This window comes from Exiguobacterium abrahamii (genome assembly GCF_015645365.1).
GTDB lineage: Bacteria > Bacillota > Bacilli > Exiguobacteriales > Exiguobacteriaceae > Exiguobacterium_A > Exiguobacterium_A abrahamii.
Genome location: NZ_JADOYC010000001.1, coordinates 440072 through 456505 on the forward strand (window position 1 = coordinate 440072; position 16434 = coordinate 456505).

At 48.8% G+C, this 16434-nt stretch carries 17 protein-coding genes; 16 read left to right on the forward strand and 1 reads right to left on the reverse strand.

Translation table 11 applies throughout. The features are described from left to right. The first annotated feature begins 125 nt into the window (after positions 1-125). The 5 genes from trhA to ITJ88_RS02195 all read left to right on the forward strand — a co-directional run bounded on the left by trhA (position 126) and on the right by ITJ88_RS02195 (position 4065). Positions 126-785 carry a PAQR family membrane homeostasis protein TrhA gene (gene trhA / locus ITJ88_RS02175; protein WP_195865500.1) on the forward strand — a complete coding sequence of 220 codons (660 nt, stop codon included), beginning with the start codon at positions 126-128 and terminating at the stop codon, positions 783-785. Further along, entirely contained in the window at positions 782-1456 is a 675-nt protein-coding gene (locus ITJ88_RS02180; RefSeq protein WP_047393377.1) for a TVP38/TMEM64 family protein, read from the forward strand. The genes trhA and ITJ88_RS02180 overlap by 4 nt, the downstream gene beginning before the upstream one ends. 84 nt (positions 1457-1540) lie before the next feature. After that, positions 1541-2458 carry a proline dehydrogenase family protein gene (locus ITJ88_RS02185; RefSeq protein ID WP_023469178.1) on the forward strand — a complete coding sequence of 306 codons (918 nt, stop codon included), beginning with the start codon at positions 1541-1543 and terminating at the stop codon, positions 2456-2458. Between the two features lie 59 nt (positions 2459-2517). Next, on the forward strand, positions 2518-3300 hold the full coding sequence (locus ITJ88_RS02190; RefSeq protein ID WP_195864556.1) for a DUF2785 domain-containing protein: 783 nt from the start codon (positions 2518-2520) through the stop codon (positions 3298-3300). Positions 3301-3384: 84 nt separating this feature from the next. After that, a complete protein-coding gene (locus ITJ88_RS02195) occupies positions 3385-4065 on the forward strand; it encodes a hypothetical protein (RefSeq protein ID WP_195864557.1) in 681 nt (226 codons plus the stop codon). A 622-nt stretch (positions 4066-4687) separates the two neighbouring features. Here the strand turns inward: ITJ88_RS02195 and ITJ88_RS02200 are convergent. Next, positions 4688-5335 (reverse strand): class I SAM-dependent methyltransferase, encoded by a 648-nt coding sequence (locus ITJ88_RS02200; RefSeq protein WP_195864558.1) that lies wholly within the window; start codon positions 5333-5335, stop codon positions 4688-4690. Between the two features lie 183 nt (positions 5336-5518). Here ITJ88_RS02200 and ITJ88_RS02205 point away from each other — a divergent pair, with 183 nt between their 5' ends. The 11 genes from ITJ88_RS02205 to ITJ88_RS02255 all read left to right on the forward strand — a co-directional run bounded on the left by ITJ88_RS02205 (position 5519) and on the right by ITJ88_RS02255 (position 16402). Then, a complete protein-coding gene (locus ITJ88_RS02205; RefSeq protein ID WP_195864559.1) occupies positions 5519-7936 on the forward strand; it encodes a 3-hydroxyacyl-CoA dehydrogenase/enoyl-CoA hydratase family protein in 2418 nt (805 codons plus the stop codon). 17 nt (positions 7937-7953) lie between these two features. Beyond that, positions 7954-9144, forward strand: coding sequence for an acetyl-CoA C-acetyltransferase (locus tag ITJ88_RS02210; RefSeq protein WP_055968856.1), 1191 nt, complete (start codon positions 7954-7956; stop codon positions 9142-9144). Next, complete coding sequence (locus ITJ88_RS02215; protein ID WP_195864560.1) at positions 9141-10925, forward strand: acyl-CoA dehydrogenase family protein; 1785 nt, start codon at positions 9141-9143, stop codon at positions 10923-10925. The genes ITJ88_RS02210 and ITJ88_RS02215 overlap by 4 nt, the downstream gene beginning before the upstream one ends. 75 nt (positions 10926-11000) lie before the next feature. Then, on the forward strand, positions 11001-11453 hold the full coding sequence (locus ITJ88_RS02220; protein ID WP_023469170.1) for a DinB family protein: 453 nt from the start codon (positions 11001-11003) through the stop codon (positions 11451-11453). 34 nt (positions 11454-11487) lie between these two features. After that, positions 11488-11850, forward strand: coding sequence for an arsenate reductase family protein (locus ITJ88_RS02225; RefSeq protein ID WP_087681305.1), 363 nt, complete (start codon positions 11488-11490; stop codon positions 11848-11850). 64 nt (positions 11851-11914) lie between these two features. Beyond that, positions 11915-12298 (forward strand): glycine cleavage system protein GcvH, encoded by a 384-nt coding sequence (gcvH, locus tag ITJ88_RS02230; RefSeq protein WP_029342437.1) that lies wholly within the window; start codon positions 11915-11917, stop codon positions 12296-12298. Positions 12299-12396: 98 nt separating this feature from the next. After that, the gene (locus ITJ88_RS02235; protein WP_023469167.1) at positions 12397-12678 is read left to right on the forward strand and encodes a thioredoxin family protein; all 282 of its coding nucleotides are present in this window, start codon (positions 12397-12399) and stop codon (positions 12676-12678) included. A gap of 538 nt (positions 12679-13216) precedes the next feature. Beyond that, complete coding sequence (locus ITJ88_RS02240) at positions 13217-13855, forward strand: class I SAM-dependent methyltransferase (protein WP_195864561.1); 639 nt, start codon at positions 13217-13219, stop codon at positions 13853-13855. Between the two features lie 3 nt (positions 13856-13858). Then, positions 13859-14323 carry an S-ribosylhomocysteine lyase gene (locus ITJ88_RS02245; RefSeq protein ID WP_023469165.1) on the forward strand — a complete coding sequence of 155 codons (465 nt, stop codon included), beginning with the start codon at positions 13859-13861 and terminating at the stop codon, positions 14321-14323. Further along, positions 14320-15243: a PLP-dependent cysteine synthase family protein gene (locus tag ITJ88_RS02250; protein ID WP_195865501.1), complete on the forward strand. Its 924-nt coding sequence runs from the start codon at positions 14320-14322 to the stop codon at positions 15241-15243. Before ITJ88_RS02245 ends, ITJ88_RS02250 begins: the two co-directional genes overlap by 4 nt. Beyond that, on the forward strand, positions 15236-16402 hold the full coding sequence (locus ITJ88_RS02255) for a bifunctional cystathionine gamma-lyase/homocysteine desulfhydrase (RefSeq protein ID WP_195864562.1): 1167 nt from the start codon (positions 15236-15238) through the stop codon (positions 16400-16402). The genes ITJ88_RS02250 and ITJ88_RS02255 overlap by 8 nt, the downstream gene beginning before the upstream one ends. Positions 16403-16434 lie beyond the last annotated feature (32 nt).

The following is a 16434-nucleotide window of genomic DNA, read 5'->3' on the forward strand; positions in this document are numbered from 1 at the left end:
ATAGGCACGCTGTCGCATGAGGGCGTATAATCAAAAGCATAGTCCTTTGTTTTTAGAAAGTAGGTGTTCGATTGGTTACGAAAAAAGAAATCAAGCAAACGATCAAGCAACAATCCAAGGAAACGATCGAAGAGCTGCTCGCAAAAGGTGATTCCTTGAAAGAGGAGATCGCCAGTGCCATTACACATGGTCTCGGTGTCATCTTCAGTATCGTCGCGCTCGTGATGCTGATCCTGCAGGCGACGAAATCCGGGAGTGCTTGGAACGTCACGGCTGTCAGTATCTTCGGGGCAACGATGATTCTCCTTTATCTGTTCTCGACCTTGATGCATTCGCTGATGCATACGAAAGCGAACAAGGTCTTGCAAATTTTAGATCACGCCGGTATCTATCTCTTGATTGCCGGTAGCTATACACCGTTCGCTTTGATCACACTCCGTGGTCCGCTCGGCTGGACGTTGCTTGGCATCGTCTGGGGTGTCGGCACGCTCGGCATCATCTGGAAACTCTATTCGACCGGTAAATACGTCTGGATCTCGAATGCGTCTTATCTGATTCTCGGTTGGTGTTGTCTGTTTGCGATCAAGCCGATCTATGAAGCGCTTGGGTTCCAAGGATTCTTACTGCTCCTCGGTGGGGGACTTGCGTATTCTCTTGGCGTCATCTTCTACGTTTGGGCACGCTTGCCGTATAACCATGCGATTTGGCATCTGTTCGTCCTTGCGGGCAGTGTTCTGATCTTTCTCTCGATTTTCTACTACGTTGCTCCGGCGACGATGTCATGAAGAAATTACGGCTCCGGGACTGGCTCCCGCTTACGCTGTATTTTATGTTTGGTCTTGGGTTGCTCCTGTACTTCCGGATGTCTGGAATGCTGGAGCAATTCGACATTCAGGCATTATCGGATTGGGTACGGGATCAAGGTCTGACCGGGATGTTGCTTTACGTGCTCGCCTACACCGTCCGACCACTCGTCTTTTTCCCGGCGAGCTTGTTGACGTTATTTGGTGGGTATACGTACGGACCGTGGCTCGGGACACTACTTGATGTTATTGGTGCTGGTACTGGCGGGTTGCTCAGCTTTTGGATCGCCCGGTTGCTCGGTCGCCGCGGTGTCGAGAAATTGATTGGCAAAGGGAAGCTGAACGTACTCGACGAACGGATTGCAACGAACGGCTTTCTCGTTGTGCTTGTCGTTCGATTGATTCCACTGTTTCCGTTTGACGCGATCAGCTACGCGTCCGGATTATCAAAAATCCGCTTTAAACAGTTCGCTATCGCCAACTATCTCGGAATCATTCCCGGTGCGTTCGTTTACAACAATATCGGCTCAAGCCTGCGCGATCCGTTCTCCTGGCAATTTTTCGTTGCGATCGGACTATATGTCCTATTCTTTGCCGTAGGACTTGTTGCTCAACGGATTCTCAAAAATAAACGAAATAAAGAGCGTATGTAAGCGCTTTATGGCATAATATGAGTGCAGAGATGTGAACCGATACGGTAAAACAGCCTAGCATTTATTTAGGGGGAATCATGAGTGATGGAAAAAGTACTACGGGATGGTTTTATCTTCTTATCGCAAAACAAGACATTGAACGGTCTCGCCAAGCGATACGGGCTTAAATTCGGAGCAAGTCGCTTCGTGGCAGGGGATTCATTGGAAGCATCGAAACGGGCGATCCAGGAATTGAACGCAAAAGGGTTATGCGTCACGATGGACCATTTAGGGGAGTTCATCTCGACGGTAGCGGAAGCAGAGATGATGACACAAGAATGTATTCGTGCGGTTGAGATGATTGCGGAAGAAAAATTAGACTCGCAACTCTCGTTGAAACTGACATCACTCGGACTCGATATCTCGGACGACTTGATTCGCTCGAACATGGAGCGGATCTTAACACGGGCGAAAGAACTCGGTGTCTTCGTCACGATCGATATGGAAGATGAGCCACGTTGTGAAAAGACGATTCAATTGTTTGAAGAATTGCGCCAATCTTTCGATAACATCGGAACAGTCATCCAGTCATACCTCTACCGGTCGGAAGATGACATCAAACGTGTCGGACGCTTCGAGACGAATCTCCGGATTGTCAAAGGGGCTTACAAAGAGCCGGCAACGGTGGCGTTCCCAGAGAAGGAAGACGTCGACCACAACTACATCAAGCTCGTGAAGTTACAATTATCACTCGGAAACTATGCTGCCGTTGCAACGCATGACGATGCGATGATCGAGCAAGTCATCCGTCACGCTAAAGAAAACGGGATCGAAAAAGACCAGTTCGAGTTCCAGATGTTATTCGGCATCCGGGTCGAGCGTCAACTCGAACTCGTCAAACAAGGTTATAAAGTCCGTGTCTACGTCCCTTATGGACGTGACTGGTACGGTTACTTCATGCGCCGCTTAGCAGAACGGCCGGCAAACGTTGCCTTCGTTCTCAAAGGAATGGTCAAGGGATAAGTGGAGAAGGCGATGCAACGTTGCATCGTCTTTTTTTGATTCAGGGAGGAGAGGACGGAATGATGCGAACAGAACAAGAGTTAAAGGAACTGCTACAACAAAACGCGAGTGTAACGCCTGCATTACTCGACGAGTTACTTCTACATATCGGTTCGACAGATTCTGAGTTACGGGATGGATTGATCTATCCGCAGTTAGCGACCTACATCGCATCAGAGTCCTTTACGATAGAAGACACCAATCGAATTTTCGATTTTATTTTAAGCGGGCATGGATTGATGTATAGAATGGGAACAGCGGACACAACAGCTGTTCTGACGCGATCATTTTCAGCATTAGCACTCGCTGAATTGTTAGTGATGGACAAAACCCGACACTTATTGACGCAAAGTCAGTTGGATCGGCTGTCCACTTACTTACAAACTTATCTGGAGCAAGAAAAGGATGTCCGTGGATTCATTGACGGAATGGGGTGGGCACACAGCATGGCACATATCGCTGATGTCTATGCGGTTTGGTTTACGCATCCAGCGAGTCGTTCAGAGGAGGAACTCGGAGCGATTGATGCAATGATTCGTCAGTTGATCCGATCCAATTATCTCTATGTCGATGAAGAAGCGGACCGGATGGTGACAGCATGGTTGCAAGCTTGTCGCCATGGACTGTCGGAAGATGTCCTATTACAACGAATGACGTGGGGAGATGCGGAGTGGACGACGCATCGTAACGTCAAACAGATGCTACAGACACTCTATTTCCGACTGAAATGGGAAGAACAATCGGATCTCGTCTTAATTGAAGAGTGGTTGCGACAGGTACATCAGCGAACGCACGGAGGATAAAGACATAGAGTATATTGGACGTCTTCGAATTCTTCGCTGTCCTCAGGTAGGAAGTATGCTCATAAATGAAAGGACGATTTTATTATGCATTTGGAAGTTAAGAGTTTCATTAAAATTCCTCCTGAAAAAAAAGAACTAGATATTAATCAAGAATACCCAGGGTTCATAAAGATGACCGATTTAAAAGATAACGATGTATTTAATTATGCATTTGGTCGAGGTGACGGGTATCCTTCTGGAAAAGTTGTTTTTTATATAAATGATGAACAGCTCCCTTTTAATGAACATGAAAGTGAGCTATACATGTTTTGGCACGCTTTAATAAAAAGTGTATCGACAAGTGAACTAAATGACGTTGAAGAATCAAACTGGTCTTTACAATATGAGAGCGAGGAAGTCTCTTCTAACTTTATCATTCGATTTTTTTATCAAAAAAAAGTAGTAGAGTTTTATTATAAAAATAAAATCTTGTCTACTTTTCCACTAGATATATATAAAAAAGCAGTTCTACAAGGATTTTTAGATTTTATGTGGCATACGAATTTAGAGTTTGAAACGATTATGTATGATTCGCTAGGTGAAGAAATTGATTATGCTTCGATGAGAGAAGACACTGGAGATGATTTATATACGTGCCGCTACATTTTCTTACAATTCATGAAAGAGATCTATCGGCAAAAGAAATTCGATGTAAGTACTCTTATTGATTTCGATTTTAAGGTAAGTCGTTCTTTTTCTCGTTTGAAATATGACTTGGAGGATTGAAACTGTAAAAAGTACTTTTTAAAATACTAAGCGAATTTTCCTTAAATGGACGATCTTGAGTCACAATGCTCATTACCGATACTAGTGTGATGAACACAGCATGGCTTGTAGTTTCGAACTGGATGAACTAACTAAAAACGGTCTCTTACCGCCTGGTAAGAGACCGTTTATTATATTTAAGCTACCTCACAAGTCTTCACCCGACTCCTACAGGAAAAAGCGCGATGTTTCATTTCGCGCTGTCAGAGACAAACAAGACCCGAATTCGTCATCCGAGGGATGAGGAAGACTGGCTTGTGTCTCGCCTGAGGAAAGCGGGTGAAAAGACAGTGAGGTTTTTGATGATGGAGTTTCATCGATCATTACGGCAAAATGATATTTCCTAAAAACAGCATGCCTGCAAATACTAGAATGACAAGAAAGATAGAGGTCTGCGGGTGGAATCGTTTTTCTTGATAGCGTCGAAAAATGCGTCTTCCGAGTTCAGGTATACCCATCAGAAAAACCATGTACAATAAGAAATATTGCCACCGCTCTAAAACATCAAGTGAATCGATATAAAATAAGAGATTGATACCTAACGCAATCAAAATAAATGTATAAAAGGTTGTGTATGACATACTTATCTTTCCCTCACAGCTGTCGTCTGAAAAGCAAACAAACATGAGAAGGCATGGGCTTGATCCAGTAACCGATGCCCCGTCATGACGGCACCTTCTTTTTGGATGACCGCTTCATCGAGTAACGTCCAGCCTCGTTCTTTTGCTAGCTGCAACAGTTCCCACGGCATCATCGTATTCCCCATCGCAACTTCCTCACCGTAGAGACGACGGTAAGCAAGTTGCCGTGGTGCTGCTGTCGGACCAAGTAGACTGATGACGACAAGCGGGGCGACACGTTCGATTTCTTGCAGCACTTGAACAGGACGTGTCGACCATTCAAGTGAGTTAACGGCGAGGACGACATCAAACGCATGATCGGCGAACGGCAATGCTTCACCCGTTCCAACGATGAACGTCTGCTCGGGTGACTTCTCACGCGCGATTCGGATCATCTCGTCTGAGACATCGAGTCCGACTGTCTGAAAGTCCGGTGTCAGCAAGCGACAGGCTGCCCCATCACCGCAACCGAGATCAAGCAAGCGACCACCGGTGATTGTTTTTCGTAAGAACGGCAAAACGGTTTTCCGACTGCCGTTTGTCCACATATTGTCAGCGCGATCCGCCCAGTCAGCGGCTTTTTGATTCCATACATGCTCGGTTTGACTCATTTCCATCCACTCCTTTTTATCAGTCTAACAGGAAAATTTGTCCATTGACTGATTTTTTATTGCTACTGAATCATTATTCATTTATGATGAAGATGTAGAAGAAGCACACCAAAGTCGTTCGGCTTCTTTTTTTGTCAGTATAATGAATGGTTGTTCATTCAATTTAAACTCAGGGGGTATATCATGGCGAGTCAAATCGGTCAGCCGACCACAATCCAGTTGACGAAACACATCCAATTCGCCGTCATCATCGGTTCAGGGGTGATGGGTGCAGGCATCGCAGCACATCTTGCGAATGCTGGCATACGGACATTGATGCTTGATATCGTACCAAAAGAACTTACGGCACAAGAAGAGAAGCAGGGCTTGACGCTAAGTGATCCGCGCGTCCGTTCCCGCATCGCGCGCGATAACCGCGAAAAACTCTTGAAACAAAATCCAGCACCACTCGCGTCGAAAAAATTGATCGACTTCATCGAGGTCGGAAACTTAGAAGACGACTTAGAGCGTCTGAAAGAAGCGGACTGGATCGTTGAAGTCGTCGTTGAACGACTCGATGTTAAACAGCAATTGTTTAAAACGATTGAACCGTTCATTCGGGAAGACGCGATCGTCAGCTCGAATACATCGGGTATCTCGATCGAAGCGATGCGTGAAGGGCGTTCGGAGTCGTTCAATCGTCGTTTCCTCGGAACACACTTCTTTAACCCACCACGTTATCTGAAGTTACTTGAGTTGATTCCGACGTCAGACACGGATCCGAGTGTCGTCGACTTCATGAAGCAATTCGCAGAGGAACGACTCGGGAAAGGCGTCGTCATTGCGAAGGACACACCGAACTTCATCGGTAACCGAATCGGGACATACGGTCTCCTCGTGACGATGGATGAGATGAAAAAAGGTGGCTATTCGATCGGGGAGGTCGATTCGGTCACAGGTCCACTCCTTGGTCGCCCAGGGTCAGCGACGTTCCGGACACTCGACGTCGTCGGCATCGACACGTTCGTTCACGTCGCAAACAACGTCTATGACTTGTTGCCAGAAGGCGAAGAGAAGGAGACGTTCGCGGTTCCGGCTGAAATGCGTCGCCTTGTCGAACAAGGAGCACTCGGTGCGAAGACGGGTCAAGGATTCTATAAGAAAGTCGGAAAACAGATCCTTGAACTTGACCTCGAGACATTTGAGTACGTTGAAAAGAAAGCGCTTACTGAACCGTCAATCGGACAAGCTAAAGCACTTCCGGGCGCAAAAAACAAACTGAAAGCCGTCGTCTTCGCGCAAGATCGTGTCGGTGCCTTACTCTGGCCGATCCATGCGAAAACATTACTCTACTCGGCTCAGCTGACTGGTGAGATCGCAGACGACATCAAAGCGATCGACGAAGCAATGAAATGGGGCTTCGGTTGGAAGATGGGACCGTTCGAGACATGGGACGCACTCGGTGTCGAGAAGACGGTCGCGAAGATGAAACAAGATGGTTACGCAGTACCGGCATGGGTCGATGAGATGCTCGCAGCAGGAAAGACAAGTTTCTATGATGCGTCAGGTCGTCATTATGACGCAACGACACAAGACTACGTCGGAGCAACGGTCAATCCGAAGGAAATCCGCCTCCGTGATGTCCGGAAGTCAAACGGTGTTCTCCTTGAGAACAATGGGGCACGCTTGCTTGATATCGGTGACGATGTCGCAGTCCTCGAGTTCACATCGAAGAGCAATGCAATCGGTGTCGACATCATGCAGATGATCGAACAGTCGGTCGATCTCGTTGAGAAAAACCACCGTGGTCTCGTCATCGCGAACGATGGCAAGAACTTCTGTGTCGGTGCAAACCTAGCGATGATGCTGATGGAAGCGGAAGATGAGAACTGGTTCGAGCTCGACTGGATCATCAACAAGTTCCAACAATCGATTCAAAAGATTCGTTACGCATCACGTCCGATCGTCGCTGCGCCACAAGGAATGACGCTTGGTGGCGGTACGGAGATCTCGCTTCCGGCAGCTCGTCTGCAAGCCGGGCTTGAAACGTACATGGGTCTCGTCGAAGTCGGTGTCGGTCTGATTCCGGGAGGCGGCGGAAACGTCAATACGTATCGTCGACTGTTAGAAAACACACCAGACGGACTTGTCAATATCGAGAAAGCAGCACAAAAGACGTTCGAAAACGTCGCAATGGCAAAAGTCTCAAAATCAGCCTTTGAAGCACGCGAACTCGGATATGTCCGCTCTGTTGATCAGATCTCGATGAACCGAGATCACTTGACGTATGATGCGAAACAACTCGTCCTTGAACTCGACCGGACCGGCTACACGGCACCAGCGAAAGCGAAGATTCCGGTCGTCGGTCGTGCTGGGAAAGCGACGCTTGAACTCGCGACACGCGAAATGTTCTACGGCGGCTATATCTCGGAACACGATTTGAAAATCGCTAGTAAACTCGCACACGTCATCGCCGGCGGAAACGTCGCCTTCGGTAGCCACGTCGATGAACAATATATGCTCGACATCGAACGGGAAGCATTCTTGAGCCTGATCGGTGAGATGAAGACACAACAACGGATGCAGCACATGCTCGTCAAAGGCAAGCCGCTTCGTAACTGAGGACTGGGGGGATTCGGATGAAGGAAGCAGTAATCGTCGCCGGTGCACGGACACCGGTCGGAAAAGCAAAAAAGGGCGCATTCAAGTCGATGCGCTCGGATGAATTAGCAGGCATCGCCATCCAGGAAACATTGAAACGGTCTGGTTACACGGGAGCGGTCGATGACGTCATTCTCGGATGTGCCTTACCGGAAGCAGAGCAGGGGATGAACATCGCTCGCTATGCTTCAGTCCTCGGTGGATTATCACATGAGGTACCGGCGATCACGATCAACCGGTATTGCTCAAGTGGATTACAATCGATCGCTGACGCGGCAATGAAGATCATGACGGGGCAAGCAACTGCGGTCGTCGCTGGTGGACTTGAATCAATGAGCCAAGTCCCGATGCCGGGTCACGTCGTCCGACCTAATCCGTCGATCGTCGACACGGCACCGGAATACTACATGAGCATGGGGCATACAGCGGAGCAAGTCGCTGCGACCTACAATGTCTCACGGGAAGATCAAGATGCGTTTGCGTTGAAGAGTCACCAAAAAGCAGCAGCAGCCATCGCGGCTGGTAAGTTTGCTGACGAGATCGTCCCGGTAACGGTGACGGAACAATTCGTCAATGATGAACTGAAAATCGAAGAGAAGACATTCATCGTCGAACACGATGAAGGCGTTCGTCCGGATTCGTCACCGGAAGGTCTTGCGAAACTTCGCCCAGCGTTCCGCCTCGGCGGTAGCGTCACAGCAGGAAACTCTTCGCAGACGTCAGACGGTGCCGCTGCCGTCCTCGTCATGGAACGAGAAGAAGCAGAACGCCAAGGGTTACCGATTCTCGGCAAGTTCAAGTCGTTTGCGGTCGGTGGTGTCCGTCCGGAAGTGATGGGAATCGGACCAGTCGTCGCGATTCCGAAGGCACTGGACCTCGCAGGCATCACGCTTGAGGACGTCGGATTGATCGAGTTGAACGAAGCGTTCGCTTCGCAGTCACTCGGTGTCATCCGCGAGCTTGGATTAAACGAAGACATCGTCAACGTCAACGGTGGAGCGATCGCCCTCGGTCACCCACTCGGTTGTACAGGAACAAAACTCACATTGACGCTCTTGCATGAAATGAAACGCCGAAATGTCCAGTACGGTGTCGTCTCGATGTGTATCGGTGGCGGAATGGGCGCAGCAGGTGTATTCGAACTAGTTGAAGGAGGAACAGGACAATGAGCCAAACGACAAACGAATTAATCAAAGGTGGCAGTTTCGTATTAGATGAGTTAGCACCAGAACGTCTCTTCACACCAGAGGATTTCTCGGAAGAACACAAAATGGTCGGTGACATGACAGCGAAGTTCGTCGAAGATCGTGTCGTTCCAGTCCTTGATCGAATCGAAAAACACGAGTTCGAATTATCAGTCGGTCTACTCCGCGAAGCAGGCGAGCTTGGTCTACTCGGTGCAGACGTTCCGGAAGCATACGGCGGCTATCAGATGGATAAGATTTCGTCTTCGATCATCACAGAGAAGTTCGCACGTGGCCGTTCATTCGCCCTCAGTTACGGCGCACACGTCGGAATCGGTTCGTTGCCGATCGTCTTCTTCGGTAACGAAGAGCAAAAGCATAAATACTTGCCGAAACTCGCTTCAGGGGAGTGGATTGCTTCGTACGCGTTGACGGAGCCGGGCTCTGGTTCGGATGCTCTTGGTGCCAAAACGACGGCTGTCTTGAACGAAGCTGGTACGCACTACATCTTGAATGGTGAAAAACAATGGATCACGAACGCTGGTTTTGCAAGCTTGTTCGTCGTCTACGCAAAAATCGACGGTGACAAGTTCACAGCCTTCCTCGTCGAAGGATCGTATCCAGGCGTCTCGACAGGCGTCGAGGAACAGAAGATGGGAATCAAAGGATCATCGACACGGACGTTGATCTTACAAGATGCAGAAGTACCAGTCGATAACGTTCTTGGTGAGATCGGACGCGGTCACGTCATCGCTTTCAACATCTTGAACGTCGGTCGTTACAAATTAGCTGTCGGTGCTGTCGGTTCATCAAAACGGGCGATTGATCTCGCAGTCCAGTACTCGAACGAACGAAAACAGTTCAAGACACCAATCAGCTCGTTCCCATTGATTCAAGAAAAACTCGCGACGATGGCAGCACAGACGTATGCGATGGAAAGTTCGGTCTACCGGACAGGTGGTCTGTTCCAAGACAGCCTCGATCAGTTGTCAGAAGAAGAGAGCAAGGACGGTAAGAAAATCGCCGATGCAATCGCGGAGTACGCGATTGAATGCTCAATGAACAAAGTCTTTGCTTCGGAAACATTTGATTATGTCATTGATGAAGCGGTTCAGATCCATGGTGGTTACGGCTTCATGGTAGAATATGAAGTCGAGAACATGTACCGTGATTCACGGATCAACCGGATCTTCGAAGGAACGAACGAAATCAATCGTCTTCTCGTCCCAGGAACATTGCTGAAGAAAGCGATGAAAGGCGAGTTGCCGTTGCTTGCGGAAGCACAGCGTCTGCAACAAGAAGTGATGAGCTTCATGCCGACAGAAATCGGAACAGCACCACTTGATCGCGAACGCCACTTACTCGCGATGATGAAGAAGATCTTCTTGTTGACTGCCGGAACAGCGGTTCAGAAATACCAGGACAAACTCCAAGGCGAGCAAGAGATTTTAGCGAATACAGCCGACATCATGAGTGCGATCTATGCGCTCGAGTCAGCGATCGTCCGGACGGACAAAGCGATTGCCGACAAAGGAATCGAGAAGAGCGAACTGAAAGTCCGTTACACGGAAGTCTTCGCACAACAAGCGTTCGAAGCTGTTGAGCGTGACGCGAAAGAGACACTCTACGCGGCAGCAAGCGGCGACGAACTCCGGATGTTGCTCTCAGCGCTGAAAAAATTCAGCCGTTACCAGCCAATCAATGTCATCGGTACGAAACGCGACATCGCAAAACGTCTCATCGAGTCAAACAAATATACGGTCTAAGTCAGGTTTACCGCTTCGCCTTTGCAGGGAAAATCTCTGTAAAGGCGAAGTTTTTGGTTGGAGGAGGAAAACGAGATGCGCCAAGAATTGGTTGAACTGCAATTTGCGATTGCCTACTATCAATCCCTTGAACGTTTGTCGCCGGAAGAATGGGATCTGCCGCTTGCGCTTAATAAGTGGACCGTCCTTGAGTGCGTCAGTCATCTGTATTTATGGGACCGGTTTTATTACGATCATGCCATCTCGAAGTTACCGGATGAACCGTTGACGCTCGTCGAGACGGATTTTGATCAGTTCAATCGACTGGCGGTCGAATATGCGCATCATATCGATCCGCTCGCCTTGTTGAAGAAAGCAATCAGCGTCCGGCGTGACATCGTCAATCACCTCGATCGTCTGTCTGACGAGCAATTTGAAGCGACCTATGAGGATTTCCGACCGCAAGCCTTCGTCGAGTCGTTCGTTGCCCATGACGCGCATCATCAAGATCAGATTGACGGGGCGCTCGCACGCTTGAAGCAGAAGTGATCCATCTGCTACTCTTGAAGGTGAGGTGAGGAACATGACAAAAACAGTCACGATGTACGGCTATCCGAAATGTAGTACGTGCGTCAAAGCAAAAAAAGCACTCGAACAGCACGGTGTCGAAGTGGATTACAAACATATTGTCGAGGAGACACCGTCTGCAACGACAATCCAGGAACTTCATCAAAAGAGTGGAGAGCCACTGAAGAAATTCTTCAACACGAGCGGTCAATCGTATCGTTCACAAGGGATCAAGGACAAACTTCCAGGCTTATCGGAAGACGAGCAATACAAGTTGCTCGCAAGTGACGGCATGTTGTTGAAGCGTCCGATCGTCACAGACGGGAAAGACGTCACAATCGGCTTCAAGGAAGAAATGTATCAAGGAAAATGGTATTAAGTTCAGAGTCGATTTTGGTATACTGAACACGTTAGTCCAAATTAGTCCACAGGGGGAATCGGAAATGAGTCAAGTAAAAGACAACTTACGCTATTCGGAAGAACATGAATGGGTCGAAGTATCAGGAAACAAGGCGCGCATCGGAATCACGGATTTCGCGCAACACGAACTCGGGGATATCGTCTTCGTCGAATTGCCTGAAGTCGGAGATACGATCTCAGCAAACGAGCCATTCGGTTCAGTCGAGTCGGTCAAGACAGTCTCGGAGTTATACGCACCGATCTCTGGTAAAGTCGTTGCCATCAACGAAAACCTTTCGGATTCCCCAGAACTCGTCAACGAGTCACCATTCGAAGGCGCTTGGATGGTTGACATCGAAATCGAAGATGCTTCACAAGTCGAGGCATTGATGGACGCTGCGGCGTACAAATCGATGATCAACGAGTAATACTTAACGAAAAGAGAGTGAACGAGGCGCTTGCGTTTCGTCCGCTCTCTTTTTTTTGTATACTGACGACAGATACCACGAAGAAAGGAGCGACCGTCATGCAAGAGGTCACGACCGTCCCAGAAAACGGGCTATTGTATGTCTATGCACCGATGTGCGGGACATGCGCCATCGCGGAGCGTATGCTCGATATCGTCGAAGCGACGGAATCAGGTCAATCGATTCAGAAGGCGAACGGGAATTTCATTCCGGATTTCTTAGAAGAAGCCCGTGTCATGAGTGTTCCCGCGTTGTTGCGAATTGAAGAAAATCAAGTCGTAGAGCGACTTTATGCTTTCCAGTCCGTTCAAAACGTCTTTGCTTTCTGTCAAGAACGGTAAGAAAAGTCCGATTGGATTTTTCTCTTTGTTAAATTGTCGGAATATTTACAATAATCCGTTGACAACGCAGAAATATGAATGGTATATTCATAACAACTTCTAGAAATGCATTATAGGAAGTCTAGCAGAGATGATCGTTCAATACGATTCAAGTCCTGAACCCTTTCTCCCATCCTAAGCCGGTGTATTGTTTCCCCTTAAGTCGTCCCCCAAAGACGAAGCGGTGCAATGAACGGGTGGTGGATCGAAAGGACCGATCAGGAAGTGAACGTAAGCTGGCGACCATGTCGAACAGGCGCCGTCCTCCACGCGGAAGAGCGAACAATTCCGAATGGAGCTGGGTTTTCCTTCGTAGCATTTCTAACCACATTATTCGTGTTGTCGGTTCGCCGGCAACGCCTTTTTTTGTTTTCTGGAAGTTTTTCGAGCCGGTCGCTTGCCAGGATAGAATCTCCTTGCTACAATGCGAATAAGGAAAATTACTTTAATTCATATCCGATTACTCGGAATTAACTGGTGAGATGGAGGACGACAAGGCATGACAGTACGTTTTATGGATGTTTTCACAGAATGGGCATCGACGTATGACGAGACAGTAACCGGACACGATCCGGAGTATAAAGAGGTCTTTCGTCGATACGATGAGATTTTGGATACAGTAGCGGATAAAGCGCAGTCGCCGGTCATTGAATTCGGAGCAGGCACAGGGAACCTGACACAACGTCTTCTGGCACGTCACGACGCCGTACTCGCCGTCGAACCAAGTCCGGAGATGCGGACAATCCTGACGGAAAAGATTCCGTCGCTTGATGTACAGGATGGTCACTTCCTCTCGTTCGAGGCGAAGGAAGCACGCAGTTTCGTTTCGACGTATGCGTTTCATCATCTAACAGATGAGGAAAAGGGAGAAGCAATCGAACTGATGGCATCACATTTGCCGGCAGACGGAAAAATCGTCTACGCGGATACGATGTTCGTCTCAGAAGAGGCACGCCTGCAAACGATTCGTGAAGCACGTGCTCAAGGGTTCGACGCGTTAGCGGAAGATCTCGAACGCGAGTTCTACCCGTTGATTCCAGTTATGGAAGAATTGTTTACAGCACGGGGATTCACTGTTAAATTTATACAATACAATCACTTCGTCTGGCTCGTAGAAGCCGAGAAAATGGGGGAATAAATCATGGCACTTCAAAAAATGAACGTCGAAAGCTTTAACCTGGATCACACGAAAGTCAAAGCACCTTATATCCGCGTCGCGGGTTATAAAGAAGGTAAAGTCGACCAAGTCGTCAAATACGATATCCGTTTCACACAACCAAACGTTGAGCAAATGCCGATGCGTGCGATGCACACACTCGAGCACTTACTTGCTGAAAACATCCGTAACTACTCGGATGATGTCATCGATGTCTCGCCAATGGGATGCCAAACAGGTTTCTACATGGCGATGATGAACTTCGACTCGGTCGAAAAAATGAGCGAACTCGTTGAGAAGACGTTGAAAGACGTCCTCGCAGCAGAAGAGATTCCAGCGCAAAACGAAGTCCAATGTGGATTTGCGAGTGCACATGACCTCAAAGGAGCGAAGCACTATGCCGAGAAAATGCTTGCCGGTCGTGATGAATGGGACATCGTCTTCGGATGATCGCGAACAACGTCCGCGACCTCGTCGGAAACACACCACTCTACGAGATCACTTCATTCGATTTGCCTGCTGGTACGCGCATTTTGGCGAAGCTCGAATGGATGAACCCTGGGGGCAGCGTCAAAGACCGCCTTGGCATTCAACTCGTTGATGCAGCAATCGAAAACGGACATGTGACACCAGGCGGTACGATCATCGAGCCGACAGCCGGAAATACCGGCATCGGCTTGGTGCTCGCCGCTAAAAAATATGATCTTCAAGTCATCTGTGTCGTTCCGGAAAAATTCAGTCAGGAAAAACAGACGTTGATGCGGGCACTCGGCGCAACCGTCGTCAACACGCCGACTGAACTCGATATGCAAGGGGCGATTGACCGGGCTAAAGAACTCGGTCAGGAAATTCCGAACAGTTACGTTCCGTTACAATTCGAAAACGAAGAGAACCCAGTCACGTATCAGCGGACACTCGGTCCTGAGCTGATTGCGGACTTGTCGCACATCGACTGGTTCGTTGCCGGTTGTGGTTCAGGTGGCACGTTCGCCGGAACAGCGGACTTCTTAAAACAACGTCTAGGTACAAAAGCAGCAATCGTCGAACCGGAAGGCTCCGTCTTAAATGGTGGTCCAGCCGGTCCGCATAAGACAGAAGGCATTGGAACAGCGAAATGGCCAAGTCTCGTTCCGCGTGAACTCGTCGACGAGATTCATACGATTTCTGACCGCGATGCATTTGACGCGGTTCATACACTCGCTGCTCGCGAAGGATTACTCGTTGGTAGTTCAGCAGGTGCAGCGCTCGTTGCTGCGCTTGATATCGCGAAGCGTCACCCCGGCAGTACGATCGTCACCGTCTTCGCAGACAGTGCCGAACGCTACTTAAGCCAACAAATATTTGAAAAGGTGGACGAAACTCATGCGTAAGAAGACAGCATTGATTCATGGAGGAACAGGTGTCGACCGGGCAACAGGAGCCGTCACACCACCAATCTATCAAACAAGCACATACAAGCAGGATAAAATCGGTCAACTCAAGGACGGATACGAATACTCACGGACAGCGAACCCGACACGGACGAGCATCGAACGATTGATTGCGGATCTTGAGGGCGGCGCACGTGGTTTTGCCTTCGGTTCTGGGATGGCAGCGATTCATGCCGTCTTCCACTTACTTGAGTCTGGCGACCACATCGTCATGACGGATGATGTCTACGGTGGTACGTTCCGCTTGATGCAACGCGTCTTACCGAAGTTCAACATCCAAGTAACATTCGTCGATACGACGGACCTTGCGGCGACGGAAGCAGCGATCCAAGACAACACGAAGATCGTCTACGTCGAAACACCGACGAACCCGTTGTTGAAAGTAACGGACATCGAAGCGATCGCAACAATCGCCAAACGTCACGATCTTAAACTCGTCGTCGACAACACGTTTGCGACTCCATACCATCAACAACCACTCGCGCTCGGTGCAGATATCGTCTTGCACAGTGCGACGAAATACATCGGCGGACACTCGGATGTCGTCGCTGGACTTGTCGTCGTCAAAGATGATGCGCTCGGCGAAGAGTTGCACTTCATCCAAAACTCGACAGGCGGCGTGCTTGGACCGCAAGACAGCTTCTTGCTCGTCCGTGGTCTTCGTACACTCGGTATCCGGATGGATGCGATCGAAGAGACAGCCCATGATCTCGTTGAGTTCCTACAAGCGCAAGATATCGTCTCGAACATTTTCTACCCGGGACTTGCATCGCATCCTGGTCACGAGATCCAAGCGAAACAAGCGACTGGATTTGGTGGGATGATCAGCTTTGATGTCGGTTCAGCAGCGAACGCAGAAAAACTCGTCGAGGCGACACACTTCTTCACACTTGCTGAAAGTCTTGGTGCCGTCGAGAGTCTGATTTCCGTTCCTGCACGGATGACGCACGCGTCGATCCCAGCAGAACGTCGGGCAGAACTTGGCATCACGGACGGTCTCGTTCGGATTTCAGTTGGACTTGAAGACGCGGAAGATTTGAAAGAAGACTTAACACGTGCTTTCACGTTCCTCGAAAAAGTTTCTGAAAAAACTGTTTGACAACAAAAATAACCCCTGCTAATATTCAGAAT